Source organism: Streptomyces sp. CNT360 (assembly GCF_000424785.1).
Window position 1 is genome coordinate 19,346 of sequence record NZ_KE384243.1, and the last position, 15,714, is coordinate 35,059.

Genomic DNA, 15,714 nt, shown 5'->3' on the forward strand with positions numbered 1-15,714 from the left:
GTGTTGTGTCCCTGCGGTGTGCCGTTAGCGTAGTAACGCCTTTGCACATCGCGGGAGCTCCGAGCACGGGGCTGAGAGGGCGCTGACGTCCGTGGCAGGAACCACGGCGACCGCTGCGCCGACCGCCGAACCTGTTACCGGGTAATGCCGGCGTAGGGAGTGGGTCTCATGACCACGCAGGATGCACACGCGCGCACCGAGAACCCCGAGAACCCCGAGAACCCCGACAATTTCGCGGACACCGCGGGGTCCGAGAAGGCCATCGGCTCGCACAAGGGATACCTGCAAGGGACGCGCCCGGACATCCGGGTCCCCGTCCGACGCGTGCACCTCACCAACGGCCAGGACGTGACGCTCTACGACACCTCCGGGCCGTACACCGACCCCGCCATCGACACCGACGTGCGCCGCGGTCTCGCACCGCTGCGCGAGAACTGGATCATCCAACGGGGAGACACCGAGGAGTACCCGGGCCGTGCGCTACGGCCCGAGGACGACGGCCTCAAACACACCAGCCCACGCGGCGGACGGCTGCGCGGCGAAGCGGGTGACCTCGCGGGCCTGGACGCCGTCTTCCCGGGCCGTCCGCGTCAGCCACGGCGCGGCCGCGGCGTCTCCGTCACCCAACTCGCCTACGCCAAGCGGGGCGAGATCACGCCGGAGATGGAGTACGTCGCGCTCCGCGAGAACCTGTCACCCGAGTTCGTCCGGGACGAGATCGCGGGCGGCCGCGCGGTGCTGCCGGCCAACGTCAACCACCCCGAGACCGAGCCGATGGCCATCGGGAAGAACTTCCTGGTGAAGGTCAACGCCAACATCGGCAACTCGGCCGTCACCTCCTCCATCGAGGAGGAGGTCGAGAAGATGACGTGGGCGACCCGGTGGGGCGCCGACACCGTCATGGACCTGTCCACCGGCCGCAACATCCACACCACCCGCGAATGGGTGCTGCGCAACTCGCCCGTCCCCATCGGCACGGTGCCGCTCTACCAGGCGCTGGAGAAGGTGGACGGCAGGGCGGAGGAGCTGTCCTGGGAGGTCTACAAGGACACCGTCCTCGAACAGTGCGAGCAGGGCGTCGACTACATGACGGTGCACGCCGGCGTGCTGCTGCGGTACGTCCCCCTGACGGCCCGCCGCAAGACCGGCATCGTCTCGCGCGGCGGCTCCATCATGGCCGCCTGGTGCCTGGCGCACCACCGGGAGAGCTTCCTGTACGAGCACTTCAGCGAGCTGTGCGAGATCCTGCGCGCGTACGACGTGACGTTCTCGCTCGGCGACGGGCTGCGGCCCGGCTGCATCGCCGACGCCAACGACACCGCGCAGATGGCCGAATTGGACACCCTCGGGGAGCTCAACCGGATCGCCAAGGCGCACGACGTGCAGACCATGATCGAGGGTCCCGGGCACGTCCCGATGCACAAGATCAAGGAGAACGTCGACCGTCAGCAGGAGGTCTGCGAGGAGGCGCCCTTCTACACCCTGGGCCCCCTCACCACGGACATCGCCCCGGCCTACGACCACATCACCAGCGGCATCGGCGCCGCGATGATCGGCTGGTGGGGCACCGCGATGCTCTGCTACGTCACCCCGAAGGAACACCTCGGGCTGCCCGACAGGGACGACGTCAAGACAGGCGTGATCACCTACAAGATCGCCGCTCATGCCGCGGACCTGGCCAAGGGCCACCCGGGCGCCCAGGACTGGGACGACGCCCTGTCCGACGCCCGCTTCGAGTTCCGCTGGGAGGACCAGTTCAACCTGGCGCTCGACCCGGACACCGCCCGCTCCTTCCACGACGAGACCCTGCCGGCCGAACCGGCCAAGACTGCGCACTTCTGCTCCATGTGCGGGCCCAAGTTCTGTTCGATGAAGATCTCCCAGGAGATCCGCGAACGTCACGGCGCCACCATGGACGAGGTCGAGGCCGGAATGGCCGAGAAGTCCCGCGAGTTCGCCGCCGCCGGCAACCGCGTCTACCTCCCCATGGCCGACTGACAGCTGTGTAAAGTCGCTTCGGGGCCCGAAGCCGCATGTTGGAGATGCGACTTCGGGCCCCACCCGATTTCCCGTCTCACGCGCCCGGCAGCACGTAGACGTGCGCTCCGTCGGCGTCCACCCCGCACTGCCGTACGCAGTTGTGCCGCAACAGCAGTCGCAGCGCGGCCAGCACCTTCTCCTGCGGGAGCCCGGTGCGGTCGGCCACGTCCTCCATACGGACCTTCGCCTCCCCGTGAGACGTCAACCACCCCGCCATCAGTGCCGCCACCGGCCACACGTCCTTGGTGATCGCCAACTGGTTGCGCTCCCACAGCGAGAGCAGCGAGACGGCCCCGGCGGAGGGCGGAAGCTGCGGGCCGGCCCCGGGCGACGGTTGCGCCCCTGACTCCCGCTGCCCGCGCGCGGGCTCCGTGTTCTCGACGAGGCGGCTCAGCAGGCCGACCATCTCCCGCTGCTGAGCGAGTACCTCCTCCTGGAACCGCCGGTCCGCACGCCGCTGAGCCAGCCACTCCTCGTCCAGCCGCAGATTGTGCTCCTCCAGCCGGACGATGGCGTCGGCAACCTTCTGCGGCACGGCGTACGCCACGGCCGCCCCGGCGTCGGCGGGTTGGACCTCGGCCTCGGCCAGCGAGTAGGAACCGTCCCGCTGCACGGCGACGACCACTTCGGTGACCCAGTTCTTGAAGGGCTCGGCTGCGGGCTTGGTACAGCCGTTGACGAGGCGGATCAGACCTTCGAGATCGACCATCTTCATATGCTTCTGCAGGCCGTGACCTGTGAGTTTGCCCAAGCCGTCACGTACACAGACGCCCTGGACAAGCTGTTGCAAGCTGCTGTTGCACTGCGGGGGTACGTGCCATTGGATGGCCTGCCGGGTATTGGCGTACCCCAGTTCCCTGGCCACATCCGCCGCCGGGAACCAGTGCGTGCCGTCCGGCAGTGTCAGCCTCCGCACGCGGGCTCCGGTGGCCGCGTGGACGAAGTCGTTGATGTCGATGGCATCCTGGTGCTCGTACATGAGCATCACCTCCGATGCTCAGACGAGCAGCCCGGTGGCCCGAACCGACGCCAGGTTAACGTTCGTTAACCTGAATGAGTGAAGCGCCCCGCGGGAAGGGCGGCTCGTGGCTCCCCCCTCTTGCCACGAACCGCCCGGCTCTACGCGCGAAGTTGCGCGAGTAGTAAGAGTAGTTGACCGTCTGTCAGTGTCCAGTCACTTATCGGCAGGGGCTGCCGATATCGTGCGCGGCCGGGCACGGACAGTAAGGAAAGCGGAGGGTTTGACCGGGGTGCTTCCGGGCCAGACCTCCTGCATGTTCATCGCACGCCCAGTGGTCAAGCGGACCGCACGCGCCATCCTCCTCGACCTGGGGGAGGACGAAGGGCCGGGGGAGCTGATCTTCATCAAGCGGACCAAGCCTGGTCGTGAGCCGTACTGGATCACGCCGGGCGGCGGGGTGGAGCCGGACCTCGACGAGACCGTCGTGGACGCCCTGCACCGCGAGCTCGACGAGGAGTTGGGGGCGAAGGTCACCGATGTGGTGCCCGCCTTCGTGGACACGGTGAGTGACCCGCAGGAGACGCGGAACGGCGTGAAAGTGCAGCACTTCTTCGTGTGCCGCCTCGTGTCGATGAACCCGGAGCTGCGGCACGGCCCCGAGGTGGAGGAGCCGTGCGGCCGGTACGAGATCGTACGGCTGCCCTTCACCCCCGAGGGCGTCACCTCCGTCGACGTCGTCCCCACGACGCTCCGCGCCTACCTGGCCGCGAACATCGAGGGGGTACGGGCGCTGCTCGCGCCCGACCTCGGCCACCGGTAGGGCTCGGCGGGCCTGTCGTACGGGCGGGCGCTGCCTCGCCGCGGTGCGGGCCGGTGCGGCGCCATCGCTGCGCAGCCGCTTTCAGGGGCGCCCCAGCACCCGCATGAACTGGTCCGCAAGCGCCTTGGCGTCGATGTCGTCCGCGTCGTACCCGGACAGAATGCGGAAGAAGGGCGGCCCGATCAACAGCGCGGTCGCCTGCTCCGTGGACAAGGTCGTGCCGGTGGCGGCGCGCGCCGCGTCGACGGGTGCTGCCGCGCTTTCTCCGAGGATGTCCCGGGAGGCCAGCAGGGGTGCGACGTCCGGGTCGTGCTGCGCTTCTCCGATGAGGGCCCGGTAGGCCGCTCCTGCGTGGGAGCGGGTCAAGAAGGCGACCAGAGCGGTGAGGTAGTCCTCCACGTCCGCGCGGGCGTCGCCGCTGAGAGGCACCGCCAGCTCGTGCCGGGCGTCGAGCATGCTCGCCTCGTACAGCACCTCCGCCTTGTTCGACCACCAGCGGTAGACGGTCTGCCGGCCCACGCCCGCCCGCTCCGCGATGCCCTTCATCGTCAGCGCCGCGTATCCGACCTCGACCAGCAGGTCGTCGACTGCGTGCAGCACGGCAGTTCGTGCGCTCTCACTGCGCGGCCGCCCGCGGCCGGTGCCCTCCACCATGGCCCCACTATAAACGAGACACCGTGCACCGCATGTGTGCTACTTTTACGGAGCACGGTGACTCGAAAGTGCTGACTCTTCTCCGGCCTGCGCAGCGTGCCGTGCCCCGCGTTCTGCCTTTGTGTGCTGCCTCGTGTACTGCCTCCGCTGAAGGAATCGAGAGCAATGGCCTCCACCACGCTGGAAAGTCCCGCGCGCCCGGCGCACAGGTCCGGCCTGGTCCTCGCGTGCACGAGCGTGCACGGCCCTGGTGGTCGGCTTCGTCGCGGCGGTCGATCCGGCTGTTCCGAAGCCGGCAGCGAGCTCCTTGCAGCCGACGTCGCCGGATCTCCTGTGGAGCGTCGACGCCTACGTGGTGATCTTCGCGTGCCTGGTCGTTCCCGCCGGCGCGTCCGGCGACAGGCACGGCCGGAAGGGCACGCTCCTGACGGGGCTCGCCACCTTCGCGACCGGCGCCCAGGTGCCGGCCGCCGCGCCGAACGTGGCGCTCATGCCGGTCGGCCGCGCGATCACCGGCCTCGCCCTCGCCCCGTCGGACCACGACGCGATCACCGCGGCCTTCACCCACGGAGCCGACACCGCGCTGCGGTCCGCCGCGCTCGTCGTCCTGCTCGCCGGGGCGCCGGTCGTCGCCGGTGCCCGGCGCGGACGCGGGACGGCGCCGCGCCAGGGCGAGGCGGCAACAGGCTTCCCTGCGGGCGGCGCAGACGCTGTGCGCAGGGACCACCCCCGGACCGTCCCCACCACCGTCACGGAGCCCTTCACAGGGCGAAGGAGGACACGCTCATGCGTGCGTTTGTCACAGGAGCAACCGGCTGGATCGGATCGGCCGTCGTCGACGAACTCCTCGCGGCCGGCCACCAGGTCACTGGTCTGGCCCGGTCCGCGGAGGGCGAGCAGAAGCTGACCGCCAAGGGCGCCACAGCGCTCCGCGGTGACCTGGACGACCTCACCGCGCTGCGGCACGGCGCGGCCCGGGCCGACGCCGTCATCCACCTTGCGAACAAGCACGACTGGGGCGACCCGGCCGCATCGGACCGCGCCGAGCGCGCCGCCGTCGCCGCTCTCGGCGGTGCGCTCGAAGGCAGCAGTCGCCCCCTCGTCGTCGCTTCCGCACTCTCCGGCCTGGTGGAAGGGCGGCCGGCCACCGAGGCCGACGCCTCACCGGCCGTGGGCCCCGACTCCAACCGCGGCGGCAGCGAGAACCTCGCCCTGGACCACGTCGCCAAGGGCGTGCGGACCGTGGTCGTACGGTTCGCGCCCAGCGTGCACGGGCGCGGCGACTGGGGGTTCGTCGACTTCCTGACCGCCGCCGCTCGCAAGCAGGGCTCCTCGGGCTACATCGGTGACGGTTCCGCAGCCTGGTCGGCGGTGCACCGCATGGACGCGGCCCGCCTCGTCCGCCTGGGCATGGAGCGGGCGCCCGCCGGCACGCGTCTGCACGCCGTGGCGGAGGAGAGCGTCACGACGAAGGAGATCGCCGAGGCCATCGGCCGCAGCCTCGGCCTGCCGGTCGTCTCCGTCGCGCCTGGAGACGCCGGATCCCACTTCGGCTTCGTCGGTCGCTTCTTCGCCTCGGCCATGACCGCCGACAGCACCGCCACCCGGCGGCTTCTGTCCTGGCAGCCCGACGGCCCCACCCTCGTCGAGGACATCGACGCGGGCGCCTACACGGCCTGACCCGACCGGCCGACACGGCGGGCGGCCCACTTCCGGGTCCGTCCGCTGTCCGGCACCCCACAAGAGATCCAAGGAGCGCACCTCGTGACCACGCACCGCCACACCCTTGCCGAACCACGCGTCTCAGCTGCCCTGACCCGCATGTTCGAGGCCGCAGAGCGCGACGGACAGAGCACAACACCTCTCGGGGCCCGGCAACACGCCGAGTGGGACCAGCTCTCCGCGCAGCAACTCGCCGACGCGGCGCAGGACATCTACATGCCGGTCTCCGCCGACGGGGGCAGGCTCCTGTACAACCTGGTGCGCGCCACCAGGCCCGCGCAGATCGTCGAGTTCGGCACCTCGTACGGAATCTCCACCGTGCATCTGGCTGCGGCTGTACGGGACAACGGGACCGGCCATGTCGTCACCACCGAGATGAGCAGCACCAAGGCGACGGCCGCCCGCCGCACCTTCGCCGCCACCGGGCTCGACGACCTCGTCACCGTGCTGGAAGGCGACGCCCTGCAGACGCTCGCCGAACTGCAGCCCCCGGTCGACTTCCTGTTCCTGGACGGCTGGAAGGACCTGTGCCTGCCCGTCCTGCAACTCCTGGAAGCGCATCTTCCGCCCGGCACCCTCGTGGTGGCGGACGACGTCGACCTGCCCGATCTGGGGCCCTACCTCGACCACGTCCGTGACACCGCCAACGGATACCAGAGTGTCACCTTCCCCGTGGAAGACGGTCTGGAGATCAGCTGCCGCCTGTAGGCAGACCTCTCTCCTGATGCGGGGGCTGACGGGTGCAGAGGGCTCCTAGCCGAACCAGCCCTGGAACACCGGCTCCTCCGGGGGCTGTTCCGTCTCCTCACCCCTGCGCTGGGCCTCCGCCAGCGCCCGCTCGGCCTCCTGCCGCCAGGCGGAGATCTCCTGGAAGTGCTCGTCCGGATCGCCGCCGGGCCCGGAGCGTGCCGAGATGGCCGCGGAGACGGCGGACGGCGCCGAGGGCACCGCGGGAGGCGACGGCGCCGCGTGCCGACGCCGCCTGGGCAGCGGTGCGGGAGCAGCCACGGGCGCGGCTGCGGAGGCGGACGCGCCGGCCGAGGGGGGCGGGAGGGGGTAGTCGTGCGCTTCCGCCGCGGCGCCGGCGGTCGGCGCCGGCTCGGGGGCGGTCAGGGCGTAGCTGTAGGCGTGGGCGGGGGGCGGCTCGGCGGGGCCGGTACCGGTCCCGGCAGCCGTACCCGTTCCGGAACCGCCTGCGGGCCCGGGCCCGGCTCCCGGTGCGGGGGCGTGCGCCGGTTCCGGAGCCGATGCGGTCACGGCCGTCGACGCGGCCACCGGTGCGGCCTCCTCCGGTGCGGGTGCCGCGTGCTGGGGCGGGACCGGGGGCACAGGCGGGACCGGGGGCACAGGCGGCACCGTGGGCGCAGGCGGCACCGCAGGCCCGGAGTTGGCCGACGGTGTCGTCGACGGCTGGGGCGGTGTGCTCGGCGGGGAGGGCGGCACAAGGGCGTCGGCGCCCTCCGCCGAGCGGTCCGCAGCAGTGTCGCGGGCCGCCGCCGCGCCAACTGCCGCCTCCTCGGCCGCTGTCTCACGGTCGGTCGTCCCGCGGCCCCCCACATGCTGGGCCGCACCCTGGCTGCCCACCGCCTCCTGAACCACCGTTCGGCGGGCCACCGTTTCGCGGGCCGCCGTCTCCTGGCCCACCGCCTCACGGGCCGACCCCTCACGGGTCGCGCCCTCGCGGGCCGCCGGTGCCGGGGCGGCGGGCCGGGGGCGGGTGCCGTGGTCCTCGCCGGTCTCCCGCGCGCGGGCCTCGCGCGCATCCCGTGCGGCGCCGAAGAAGTCGCCGCCCTTGCGCTTGTAGTCGTCCGTGCCCCACTCGCGGGCCGGACGACGCGGCGCCTTCTGGAGGTGGGGGATGTGTTTGGCGCAGTGGATGTACGCCTCTTCGACGTCGATGCGCACCCACAGCACGGCGCGCCGCCCGGGCACCGGGTCCTCGGGCAGGTCGGGCACCCAGGGGCGCAGTTCGGCGTCGTCCAGCACCTCGGCCCGGCCGTTGATGTGGAGCCCGATCCGGGCACGGATGAAGTCGACGAGCAGGATCCCCACGTGCGGGTTCTCCTGGATGTTGCCGAGGCTGGCGTGCACGCCGTTGCCGCGGTACTCGGGGAAGACGAGGGTCCGCTCGTCCAAAACCCGCAGGAACCCCGGCGGCCCGGCGCGGAAGGTGCTGTCGCACTCGCCGTCACGGTCGGCGGTGGCCAGGAAGAACATCTCCTGCTGACGGACGAACTCGCGCATCCGCTCGTTGAGATGGTCGAGCATCTGGTCGTCGTAGAACCGGTCGGCCCGTGTCGTGGAGCCGATCCGCTCCTGCAGCGCGTGCTCGCCGTCGCTGCCGGGGCGCCGTGGCGGATCGCCGCGCCCGGCGGGGAAGCCGTCGGCCGCGTCGGTGCGGGAGCCCGCGCCCGCTATGTGCCCCGCGGGCCCGTCTCCGGGTCCGTTCGCCTCACTCACCGCCGACACCCGTCCCCTTCCCCTGCTCTCTGTCGCCCTGCTTCGCCGCCGCACGGGTTCCCGCCGCTGCGGTGCTGCCGCTCCCGGCAGCCAGGTGAACGGCGCCGACGGCCCGGCACGCGCACAACCGGCCGCCACACCTCATCACTTACGCCCCCTGCGCGACCAGTTCGTCGAGGGAATCGTGGCGTATTCGGTGGGCGGGGATGCCCAGTCCGACCAGCGCCTCCACCCCGCTGCGGATCATTCCGGGCGGCCCGGACAGGTAGCCCTCGTACGTGGGCCGGGGCCCGTACCGGCGTACCGCGTCGGGCAGTTCCCCCGCCAGCGCTTGCGGCCCCGCCAGGGCCCCTCCCGCGGCGACGACGGGCCGCACGGACAGCCAGTCGTAGCGGTCCTGGAGCCGCAGCATGGTGTCCAGGTCGTAGAGGTCGTGATCGGTGCGGGCGCCGTAGAACACCTCGACGGGACGGGCTGCGCCCTGGCCCGCGACGTCCTCCACGAGCGCCTTGATGGGGGCGATGCCGGTGCCGCCGCCCAGGCACAGCAGGCCGCTGTCGGCACGGTGGTCGACGATCATCGAGCCGGCCGGCGGACCGAGGCGCAGGACGTCACCGGGCCGGGCGCGCTGCACCAGCGCGGTGGACACCCATCCCGCGGGCACCGACTTGACGTGGAAGGTGAGCAGCCCGTCGGTGCGGGGCGCCGAGGCGAACGAGTAGTGCCGCCACACCCGCGGCCACCAGGGCGTCTCCAGGCTGGCGTATTGCCCGGCGCGGAAGGGGTAGGGCTGGTCGGGGCGCACCGTGAGCACGGCGATGTCCGGTGTGCGGCGCTCGTGGGAGACGATCTCCGCGTCCCACCAGGCGGGTGCCCGCTTCTCGTCCTCGGCCGCGGCGTCGATCATGGTCTGGGAGATCACCGTGTAGGCGCGCACCCAGGCGGCCTCGGTGCGCGGCCCCCAGGAGCGGGGTGCATAGCGGGCGAGGGCGGCCATCAGGCACTCGCCGACGGCCGGGTAATGGGTGGCCAGCGTCCCGTACTTGCGGTGGCCGCGGCCCAGCCCTGCCAGGTACTCGCTCAGGAGCTTGCCCTCGTCGAACAGGCGCACGGCAGTCAGCAGCGCGCGGAAAAGCCGGTCGCGCTGGCCGTCCATGGCGGCCGGGAACATGTCGCGCAGGTGCGGATGCTGGACGAACAGCAGCGCGTAGAAGTACGCCGTCGCCGCACCGGAGGAACGTTCCAGCTCCGCCATGCTGGCGCGGACCAGCTCGGCGTCGTCGGGCTCGCCACCACCCGGTACGGCGCCGTCCGACTCCGCGCCACCACCGACCGCGCCGTCCACGGCCGGATGGCCGGCGGCCTGTCCTTCGGTCACCGGGGCATCGGTGGCGGGGCCCGTGGTCGCCGGACCGCCGCTGTGGGACGCACCGTCGCCCGGGGACGCGAAGGCACCCTGTTCGGCGGGGCCGACGGCCACGGGAGCCGAAGCGCCGGATGCCGTCGTGCTGCCGTTGCTGGCCGGTGCGGTGTGCTCCGCGGGTGCGGCATCGGACGACGGGGTGAACCAACCCCGCGCGCCGCTGCCACCGGCGGACGCACCGTCGCTGCCCGACATGGTGGTCATGCTCGCCTCGCCTTGTGCATCTACCGGACGTCCTGTGCCCATCCGGGTTCCGAAAGTTTCGGCAAATCGCTCCCTGTGAACATCGCGCGAGGAAACCTTCGCAGTTCTCCGTCACGATGCGGGAGGGACCCGACCATACCGTGAAGGGTTGACTCCACAACCCCCGTTCGCGGTTCCCGGGAATTCCGCCATTCGGAACGCCCCGATGAATTACCGTGGTGCGGCGACGAGTCCGTAGGCCTCCCGAAGATCACGCCCGGTGTAGTGGTGGGACGCCAGGGACCGAACGTGCTGGTCGGCGTTGACCGCCACCGAAACGGGGACGGCGGCGAACAGTTCGGCGTCCGAGAGGGAGTCCCCGTAAGCCACGCAGTCGCGGGGCTCGACCCCGAATTGGGCACACAGCTCCTGCGCGATCTTCACCTTCGAGGCGGGGGCGAGAATCCCCGCCGGGTCGACCGGGCACGCGGGATACGTCGTCCTTCCGTTCGGGATTGCGCGGGGAACCTCCGGCCACCGTGAACCGTGCGTAGCATCCGCCCCCCAATCCCGTAGTCGCCGCACAAAAAAATCCGGGGAGAGCGAAATCACGGCACAGCGCTCGCCGTTCGCACCGATCTGCTCCCACACCTCACGTATGCCCGAAATCCACGGTGCGTCCGTGAAGGCCGCTTCGACGATCTCGTCGGTGAGCTCAGCCCACAGCGCGCAGGCCCGCTCCGCGAACTGCGGCGGGGTCAGCTCCCGCCGTGCGAAGCTGCTTTCGAGCGCACGGATCTCGCGCTCGACGCCGAGCTGCTGCGAGATCTCCACGGCAGCCGCCGACCCGTACAGCAGCGTTCCGTCGAGGTCGAAGAGGTGGAGGCGGGGGCGGCGTCCTCCCGACGCCTGGTCCGCGCTCGCGTTCTGAGCCGGATGCATACCCGCGATCGTACGAGCCGCTCACCGCACCCCGTCAGGGGGCGGGACCGCCCCGCAGGTGCGCCGACGGGGGGCCCGGGGCTCCCGGCCGCCCACGGGGCTCCCCCTGTCCGGCCGGAGCCCCACACTTGTTCGGGAGCCCCGCCCGTGTCCGGGCCCGGCCGTACTCGGTGCCGAGTAGCCGCGGATACTCCCGCCGTCGGACGCCGGGCGCCGGGCACGCGGCCAGACTCGGCCCTTATGCGGCAACTGACCCGACGTGCCCGCAGAGGCACCCTTTCACTCCACGTCTGCGCCTCGGCCGGCTGGCTGGGTATGACGCTCTGCCTGCTGGCCCTGGGCCTCACCGCGGCGCTCACCGGGTCCGCAGCCGTGACGGAGGGCTCCTACCGTTCCATGAAGGTCTTCGGCGACTGGCTGGTCGCACCGCTGGCCCTGCTCACCCTGGCCTCCGGGCTCCTGCTGTCCCTGGGAACGCACTGGGGACTGGCCCGCCACCGGTGGGTGTGGGTCAAGTTCTGGCTCACCGGCGCCGCCGCACTGGCGAGCGTGCTGTTCTTCCGCGTACGGATCGACCAGACGGTGACCGACCTGGCGGCGGGCCGGCCGGTCCTGCCCTACGAGTTGGTGATCCCCCCGGCCGTCTCCCTGAGCGCCTACGCCTTCATGATGGTCGTCTCCGTGCTCAAACCCTGGGGCCTCACCGCACGCGGGCGGCGGCACCGGAGCACCGCCGCCGCCCGGCGGACGGCACCCTCGGCATCCCCCGGCGCCGGCGGGCGGCGGCGCGCGCGGTGGGGCACGCGCGCGCGGATGAGCGGATGAGCCGCCCCGAGAAGTCCGCCTCGTCCATGCCCGCGCTCGACAACCCGGTGACGGGGCATGACCTACCCTGGGCGCGAGGAGAGGAGCCGCCAGATGCCCTGCGCACCGCCCCGCCCCGACCCGGGCCCCTCGCACGGCTGGTGCGCACTGTCCGCCCTGCACGGGCGGATCGAGGCCCACATCGAGCGGGCGCTCCAGGCCGGTCACGCGCTCAGCGTGCGCGAGTTCTCCGTACTGAACGTGCTGAGCCAGCAGCACGAGGGGACCGGCGGCCACTTCCGCATGCACCAGCTCGCCGACGCGGTCGTGCTGAGCCAGAGCGCCACCACGCGGCTGGTCACCCGGCTCGAAGAGCGCGGCCTGCTGCGGCGGTATCTGTGCCCCGACGACCGGCGCGGCATCTACACGGACGTGACACAGGACGGGCACGCGCTCCTGGAGGCGGCCCGGCCCACCCACGACACCGCGCTGCGCGAGGCGCTGGAGGCCGCCGAGGCCCGCCCCGAACTGGCGCCCCTCGTCACAGCCGTCCGCGAGTTGGCGCCCGCCGGGGCGTGAACCAGCCGCCGACCGCCCCGTCCCGGCGCCCCGTCGAGGCGTAAGGTGCGGAGGATGACCACCGCTTCCACCGGTTCGGCGGCGCCCGCCGAGCCGCCCGCCGCCTCGACCGACGCGGGGTTCACCGTCCGCAGGGCGACCGCCGAGGACATCCCCGAGATCGTCGCGATGCTCGCCGACGACCCGCTCGGCGCCACCCGTGAGACCCCCGGCGACCTCTCCCCGTACCGCGTCGCGTTCGACCGCATCGACGCGGACCCGCAGCAGCACCTCGTCGTCGCCGAACAGGACGGCAAGACGGTCGGCACGCTGCACCTGACCGTGATCCCGGGCCTCTCCCGGCGCGGAGCGGCCCGGGCGCTGATCGAGGCCGTCCGCATCCACTCCGACGCCCGCGGCGGCGGGCTGGGGACCTGGCTCATCAAGTGGGCCGTCGACGAGGCCCGCCGGCTGGACTGCGTGCTGGTGCAGCTCACCTCCGACGCCACCCGCATCGACGCACACCGCTTCTACGAGCGGCTGGGCTTCGAGGCCTCCCACCTGGGCTTCAAACTGCCCCTGTCCTGACAGGACCGTGCAGCCGCATCCCGGTCCTGCGGACCGGGGCCGTCGATGTCCTGCGGGCCGGGGCCGTCGACCGCGGGGCCACGGTGCCCGTGACGGCCACGGGACCCACGGGGGCCCTGATGGGTGCGCGGGCATGACGGGCGCATGAGGCCGTGCGGGCCACGGCCGGGGTCATGACGGGGCACCAGCCCTGCATGACGAGCGCATGGGGCCGTGGGGCCTCAGAGTGCGGCGGCGCGCTCCAGCATCGCCAGGAAGTCGGCACGCTCGCGGGCGCTGAACCCCGCCAGCAGCTCCTCGTTGGCCCGCTCGGCCGCCGCGGCGCACCGCGCCAGGAGCCGCTCCCCCTCCGGAGTGAGCCGTACGGCGTTCTTGCGCCGGTCCCTGGGATGCGGCTCGCGGCGCACGTAGCCGTCGCCCTCCAGGTCGTTGAGGATGCCGACGACGTCCTTGGGGTCGAGCGCCACGCTACGGGCGAGCTCCGCCTGGGCGACGGGCTGATGGTCGGAGGCGGCGGCGAGGACGACGTGGTGCCACATCCGCAGGCCCTCGGCCGCCAGCGCGTCGGCGACCAGCGCACGCCCGCGTGCGGCGGCCCGGCCCAGCAGCCAACTCGGCAGCGTGCGGATGAGGGTGGGGGCGCTCGGGGTCTCGGGCATGGCGGCAGCCTACTTCGACCGTAGGGGTTCCCCACGAATAACCGTTGGCCTCCCCTACGGTTTCCCTTATCGTTGGTGTTTCCCACGACCATTGGTCCGGCGCCCGGCCCGACAGTTGTCCGTCGCGGCGGACGTCCGCCACCCGTCACGGCCGATGTCCGCTCACCACCAGATGCCCGCCCACCACCAGGGGAGATCCATGCGTCGCGTGCGCCACACCGCCGGAACCCTCACGCTCCAGCAGGTCGCCGCCCCCGAGCCAGGGCCCGGGCAACTCCTCGTCCGTACCGAGGCCATCGGCGTCACGCTGCCCGCCGTCCGGGCACTCGGCGCCTCCGCCGCTCCACCGGGCCACCGCACCGGGCCGGGCGGCGAGTCGGCACCGGCGGTACCGCAGCCGGTGGCCGGCGAGATCGCAGGGACCGTCGAGGCGGCCGGCCCTGACACCGCCGGGTACCGGCCGGGGGACCGCGTCACCGGCCTCTGCTTCGCTGACGCCTACGCCGAACTCGCCCTGCTGCACACCGCGATGGCCTCCCCCGTCCCCGACCACGCCACCGCCCGCGACGCCGTCGCCCTCGTACGCGGCGGACTCGTCGCACTCGGCGCGCTGGAAGCGGCCCGGCCGCAACCGGGCGAGACCGCGCTGATCACCGCCGCCGCCGGCGGCATCGGACACCTCGCGCTGCAACTCGCCCGCCTCCGCGGCGGCGCCGCCCGGGTCGTCGCAGCCGTCGGCGACGCCGCCGCCAAGGGAGCGTTCGTGCGGTCGCTGGGCGCGGACACCGTCCTGGGCTACGACGAACCCGACTGGGCCGCCGCCGTCGGCGGACCCGTCTCCTACGTTCTCGACGCCGCCGGGGGCGAGCGCCTCACCCCCGCCGTCCACGCCCTGGCCGACGGCGGCCGTCTGATCGCCTACAGCTCGGGCGGCGGCACGCTGGCCGCCTCCGACCTGCTGGCCGGGAAGACGGTGACCGGATTCCAGATCGCCCGCGTCGCCCGCAACACCCCGCACCGCTACGCCGCCTGGCGTGACGAACTGTGGGCCCTGCACCGCGCGGGCGACCTGCGCCCCGCCGTCGCCGCCGCGTTCCCGCTGGAGGACGCCGCCGAGGCCCACGCCCTCCTCGCCGGGCGCGGCAACCTCGGCAAGGTCCTGCTGCTGCCCTGAGCCGCCCGACGGGCCCCGCCCCGGGACCCACCGCCGGGCCGTGCCCAAGTCCGTCCGCGCGGACCGGACGATCGCCGCGTCATCCGGGGCCGTCCACGGCGCCCCGGATCCGCCCGCGCACCCGTCGGGCGGCAGCCACGCTACGCGGGCGTCCCGGTCACGGCGGGGTGGGGCGGCCACGGTGGGATGGGGCGGCCGCCTTCGGGGGGTGAAGCGGCCGGTGCCCCGGCCCGGTGGCGGCTCCCGAACGGCCTGACCTTTCTCGATCCTGTCGGCAGCCCCGGAAAGACGTCCGAGGCCACGAACGTCGTCGACGTCGCCTTCGGGGCCTCGGAGCGGGCACGGCGGGTTACCGGGGTCGTGCCTGCACGGCGCGTTGGAGCACCGGGCTACCGGGGTCGTGCCGACACGGCACGTTGAAGCACCGGGCTACCGGAGTCGGTGCCGACGCAGCGTGGGAGCGGCGCGGCGCGTCGTACAGCGCACAGGAAGGCATGTCCGACAACCCGGCGTACGCGGGCACCGTGACGATGCCCTGGCGCCCGGCCGCCCGGCGACGGAACCGAGGTCACCGTCACCGCCACGGACGTGCCACCCCGCATCGGCCATGCGGCCCGCGAGCCCGGAACCGTCCCCGGGCCGGACCATCCGGGCGTGACCACCTGGGCGTCGTACGGCGAACCGGCGGGGGCCAGGCGCGGCCACCGCACACCTGACTGCTCGGGC

Annotated in this window: 14 protein-coding genes and 1 pseudogene; 9 read left to right on the forward strand and 6 right to left on the reverse strand. The window is 72.6% G+C overall.

What is annotated here, in order from left to right:
• Window positions 1-168 precede the first annotated feature (168 nt).
• Complete coding sequence (gene thiC / locus H297_RS0125880) at window positions 169-1,998, forward strand: phosphomethylpyrimidine synthase ThiC (RefSeq protein ID WP_027739415.1); 1,830 nt, start codon at window positions 169-171, stop codon at window positions 1,996-1,998.
• 76 nt (window positions 1,999-2,074) lie between these two features.
• Here the strand turns inward: thiC and H297_RS0125885 are convergent, their stop codons facing one another.
• A complete protein-coding gene (locus H297_RS0125885; protein ID WP_051352190.1) occupies window positions 2,075-3,019 on the reverse strand; it encodes a BRO-N domain-containing protein in 945 nt (314 codons plus the stop codon).
• Between the two features lie 295 nt (window positions 3,020-3,314).
• On the opposite strand from H297_RS0125885, the gene H297_RS0125890 reads away from it, so the two are divergent.
• On the forward strand, window positions 3,315-3,821 hold the full coding sequence (locus H297_RS0125890; protein ID WP_027739417.1) for an NUDIX hydrolase: 507 nt from the start codon (window positions 3,315-3,317) through the stop codon (window positions 3,819-3,821).
• A gap of 81 nt (window positions 3,822-3,902) precedes the next feature.
• Here the strand turns inward: H297_RS0125890 and H297_RS0125895 are convergent, their stop codons facing one another.
• Entirely contained in the window at window positions 3,903-4,475 is a 573-nt protein-coding gene (locus tag H297_RS0125895) for a TetR/AcrR family transcriptional regulator (protein ID WP_027739418.1), read from the reverse strand.
• A 250-nt stretch (window positions 4,476-4,725) separates the two neighbouring features.
• On the opposite strand from H297_RS0125895, the pseudogene H297_RS44595 reads away from it, so the two are divergent.
• From H297_RS44595 to H297_RS0125910, 3 genes and pseudogenes are all read left to right on the forward strand, one after another.
• Window positions 4,726-4,986, forward strand: a pseudogene (locus H297_RS44595) (MFS transporter); the annotation flags it as partial.
• Window positions 4,987-5,261: 275 nt separating this feature from the next.
• On the forward strand, window positions 5,262-6,155 hold the full coding sequence (locus H297_RS0125905; protein WP_027739420.1) for an SDR family oxidoreductase: 894 nt from the start codon (window positions 5,262-5,264) through the stop codon (window positions 6,153-6,155).
• An 84-nt stretch (window positions 6,156-6,239) separates the two neighbouring features.
• On the forward strand, window positions 6,240-6,905 hold the full coding sequence (locus H297_RS0125910; protein WP_027739421.1) for a class I SAM-dependent methyltransferase: 666 nt from the start codon (window positions 6,240-6,242) through the stop codon (window positions 6,903-6,905).
• 45 nt (window positions 6,906-6,950) lie between these two features.
• Here the strand turns inward: H297_RS0125910 and H297_RS44600 are convergent, their stop codons facing one another.
• The 3 genes from H297_RS44600 to H297_RS38500 all read right to left on the reverse strand — a co-directional run bounded on the left by H297_RS44600 (window position 6,951) and on the right by H297_RS38500 (window position 11,205).
• Window positions 6,951-8,657: a pyridoxamine 5'-phosphate oxidase family protein gene (locus H297_RS44600; protein ID WP_486589672.1), complete on the reverse strand. Its 1,707-nt coding sequence runs from the start codon at window positions 8,655-8,657 to the stop codon at window positions 6,951-6,953.
• A 148-nt stretch (window positions 8,658-8,805) separates the two neighbouring features.
• Window positions 8,806-10,284, reverse strand: a complete 1,479-nt coding sequence (locus H297_RS38495; RefSeq protein ID WP_078514616.1) for a globin domain-containing protein — start codon at window positions 10,282-10,284, stop codon at window positions 8,806-8,808.
• A 210-nt stretch (window positions 10,285-10,494) separates the two neighbouring features.
• On the reverse strand, window positions 10,495-11,205 hold the full coding sequence (locus H297_RS38500) for an HAD-IB family phosphatase (RefSeq protein WP_051352191.1): 711 nt from the start codon (window positions 11,203-11,205) through the stop codon (window positions 10,495-10,497).
• Between the two features lie 240 nt (window positions 11,206-11,445).
• Between H297_RS38500 and H297_RS38505 the strand changes: the two genes are divergently transcribed.
• The 3 genes from H297_RS38505 to H297_RS0125940 all read left to right on the forward strand — a co-directional run bounded on the left by H297_RS38505 (window position 11,446) and on the right by H297_RS0125940 (window position 13,155).
• On the forward strand, window positions 11,446-12,030 hold the full coding sequence (locus H297_RS38505) for a hypothetical protein (RefSeq protein ID WP_051352192.1): 585 nt from the start codon (window positions 11,446-11,448) through the stop codon (window positions 12,028-12,030).
• 93 nt (window positions 12,031-12,123) lie between these two features.
• The gene (locus H297_RS0125935; protein WP_037795494.1) at window positions 12,124-12,588 is read left to right on the forward strand and encodes a MarR family transcriptional regulator; all 465 of its coding nucleotides are present in this window, start codon (window positions 12,124-12,126) and stop codon (window positions 12,586-12,588) included.
• Between the two features lie 168 nt (window positions 12,589-12,756).
• Window positions 12,757-13,155 carry a GNAT family N-acetyltransferase gene (locus tag H297_RS0125940; RefSeq protein WP_051352225.1) on the forward strand — a complete coding sequence of 133 codons (399 nt, stop codon included), beginning with the start codon at window positions 12,757-12,759 and terminating at the stop codon, window positions 13,153-13,155.
• Between the two features lie 221 nt (window positions 13,156-13,376).
• Here H297_RS0125940 and H297_RS0125945 read toward each other — a convergent pair whose 3' ends face one another.
• Window positions 13,377-13,814, reverse strand: a complete 438-nt coding sequence (locus H297_RS0125945) for a MarR family transcriptional regulator (RefSeq protein ID WP_027739424.1) — start codon at window positions 13,812-13,814, stop codon at window positions 13,377-13,379.
• 199 nt (window positions 13,815-14,013) lie between these two features.
• On the opposite strand from H297_RS0125945, the gene H297_RS0125950 reads away from it, so the two are divergent.
• Complete coding sequence (locus H297_RS0125950; protein WP_027739425.1) at window positions 14,014-14,988, forward strand: zinc-binding dehydrogenase; 975 nt, start codon at window positions 14,014-14,016, stop codon at window positions 14,986-14,988.
• Window positions 14,989-15,714: the final 726 nt, after the last annotated feature.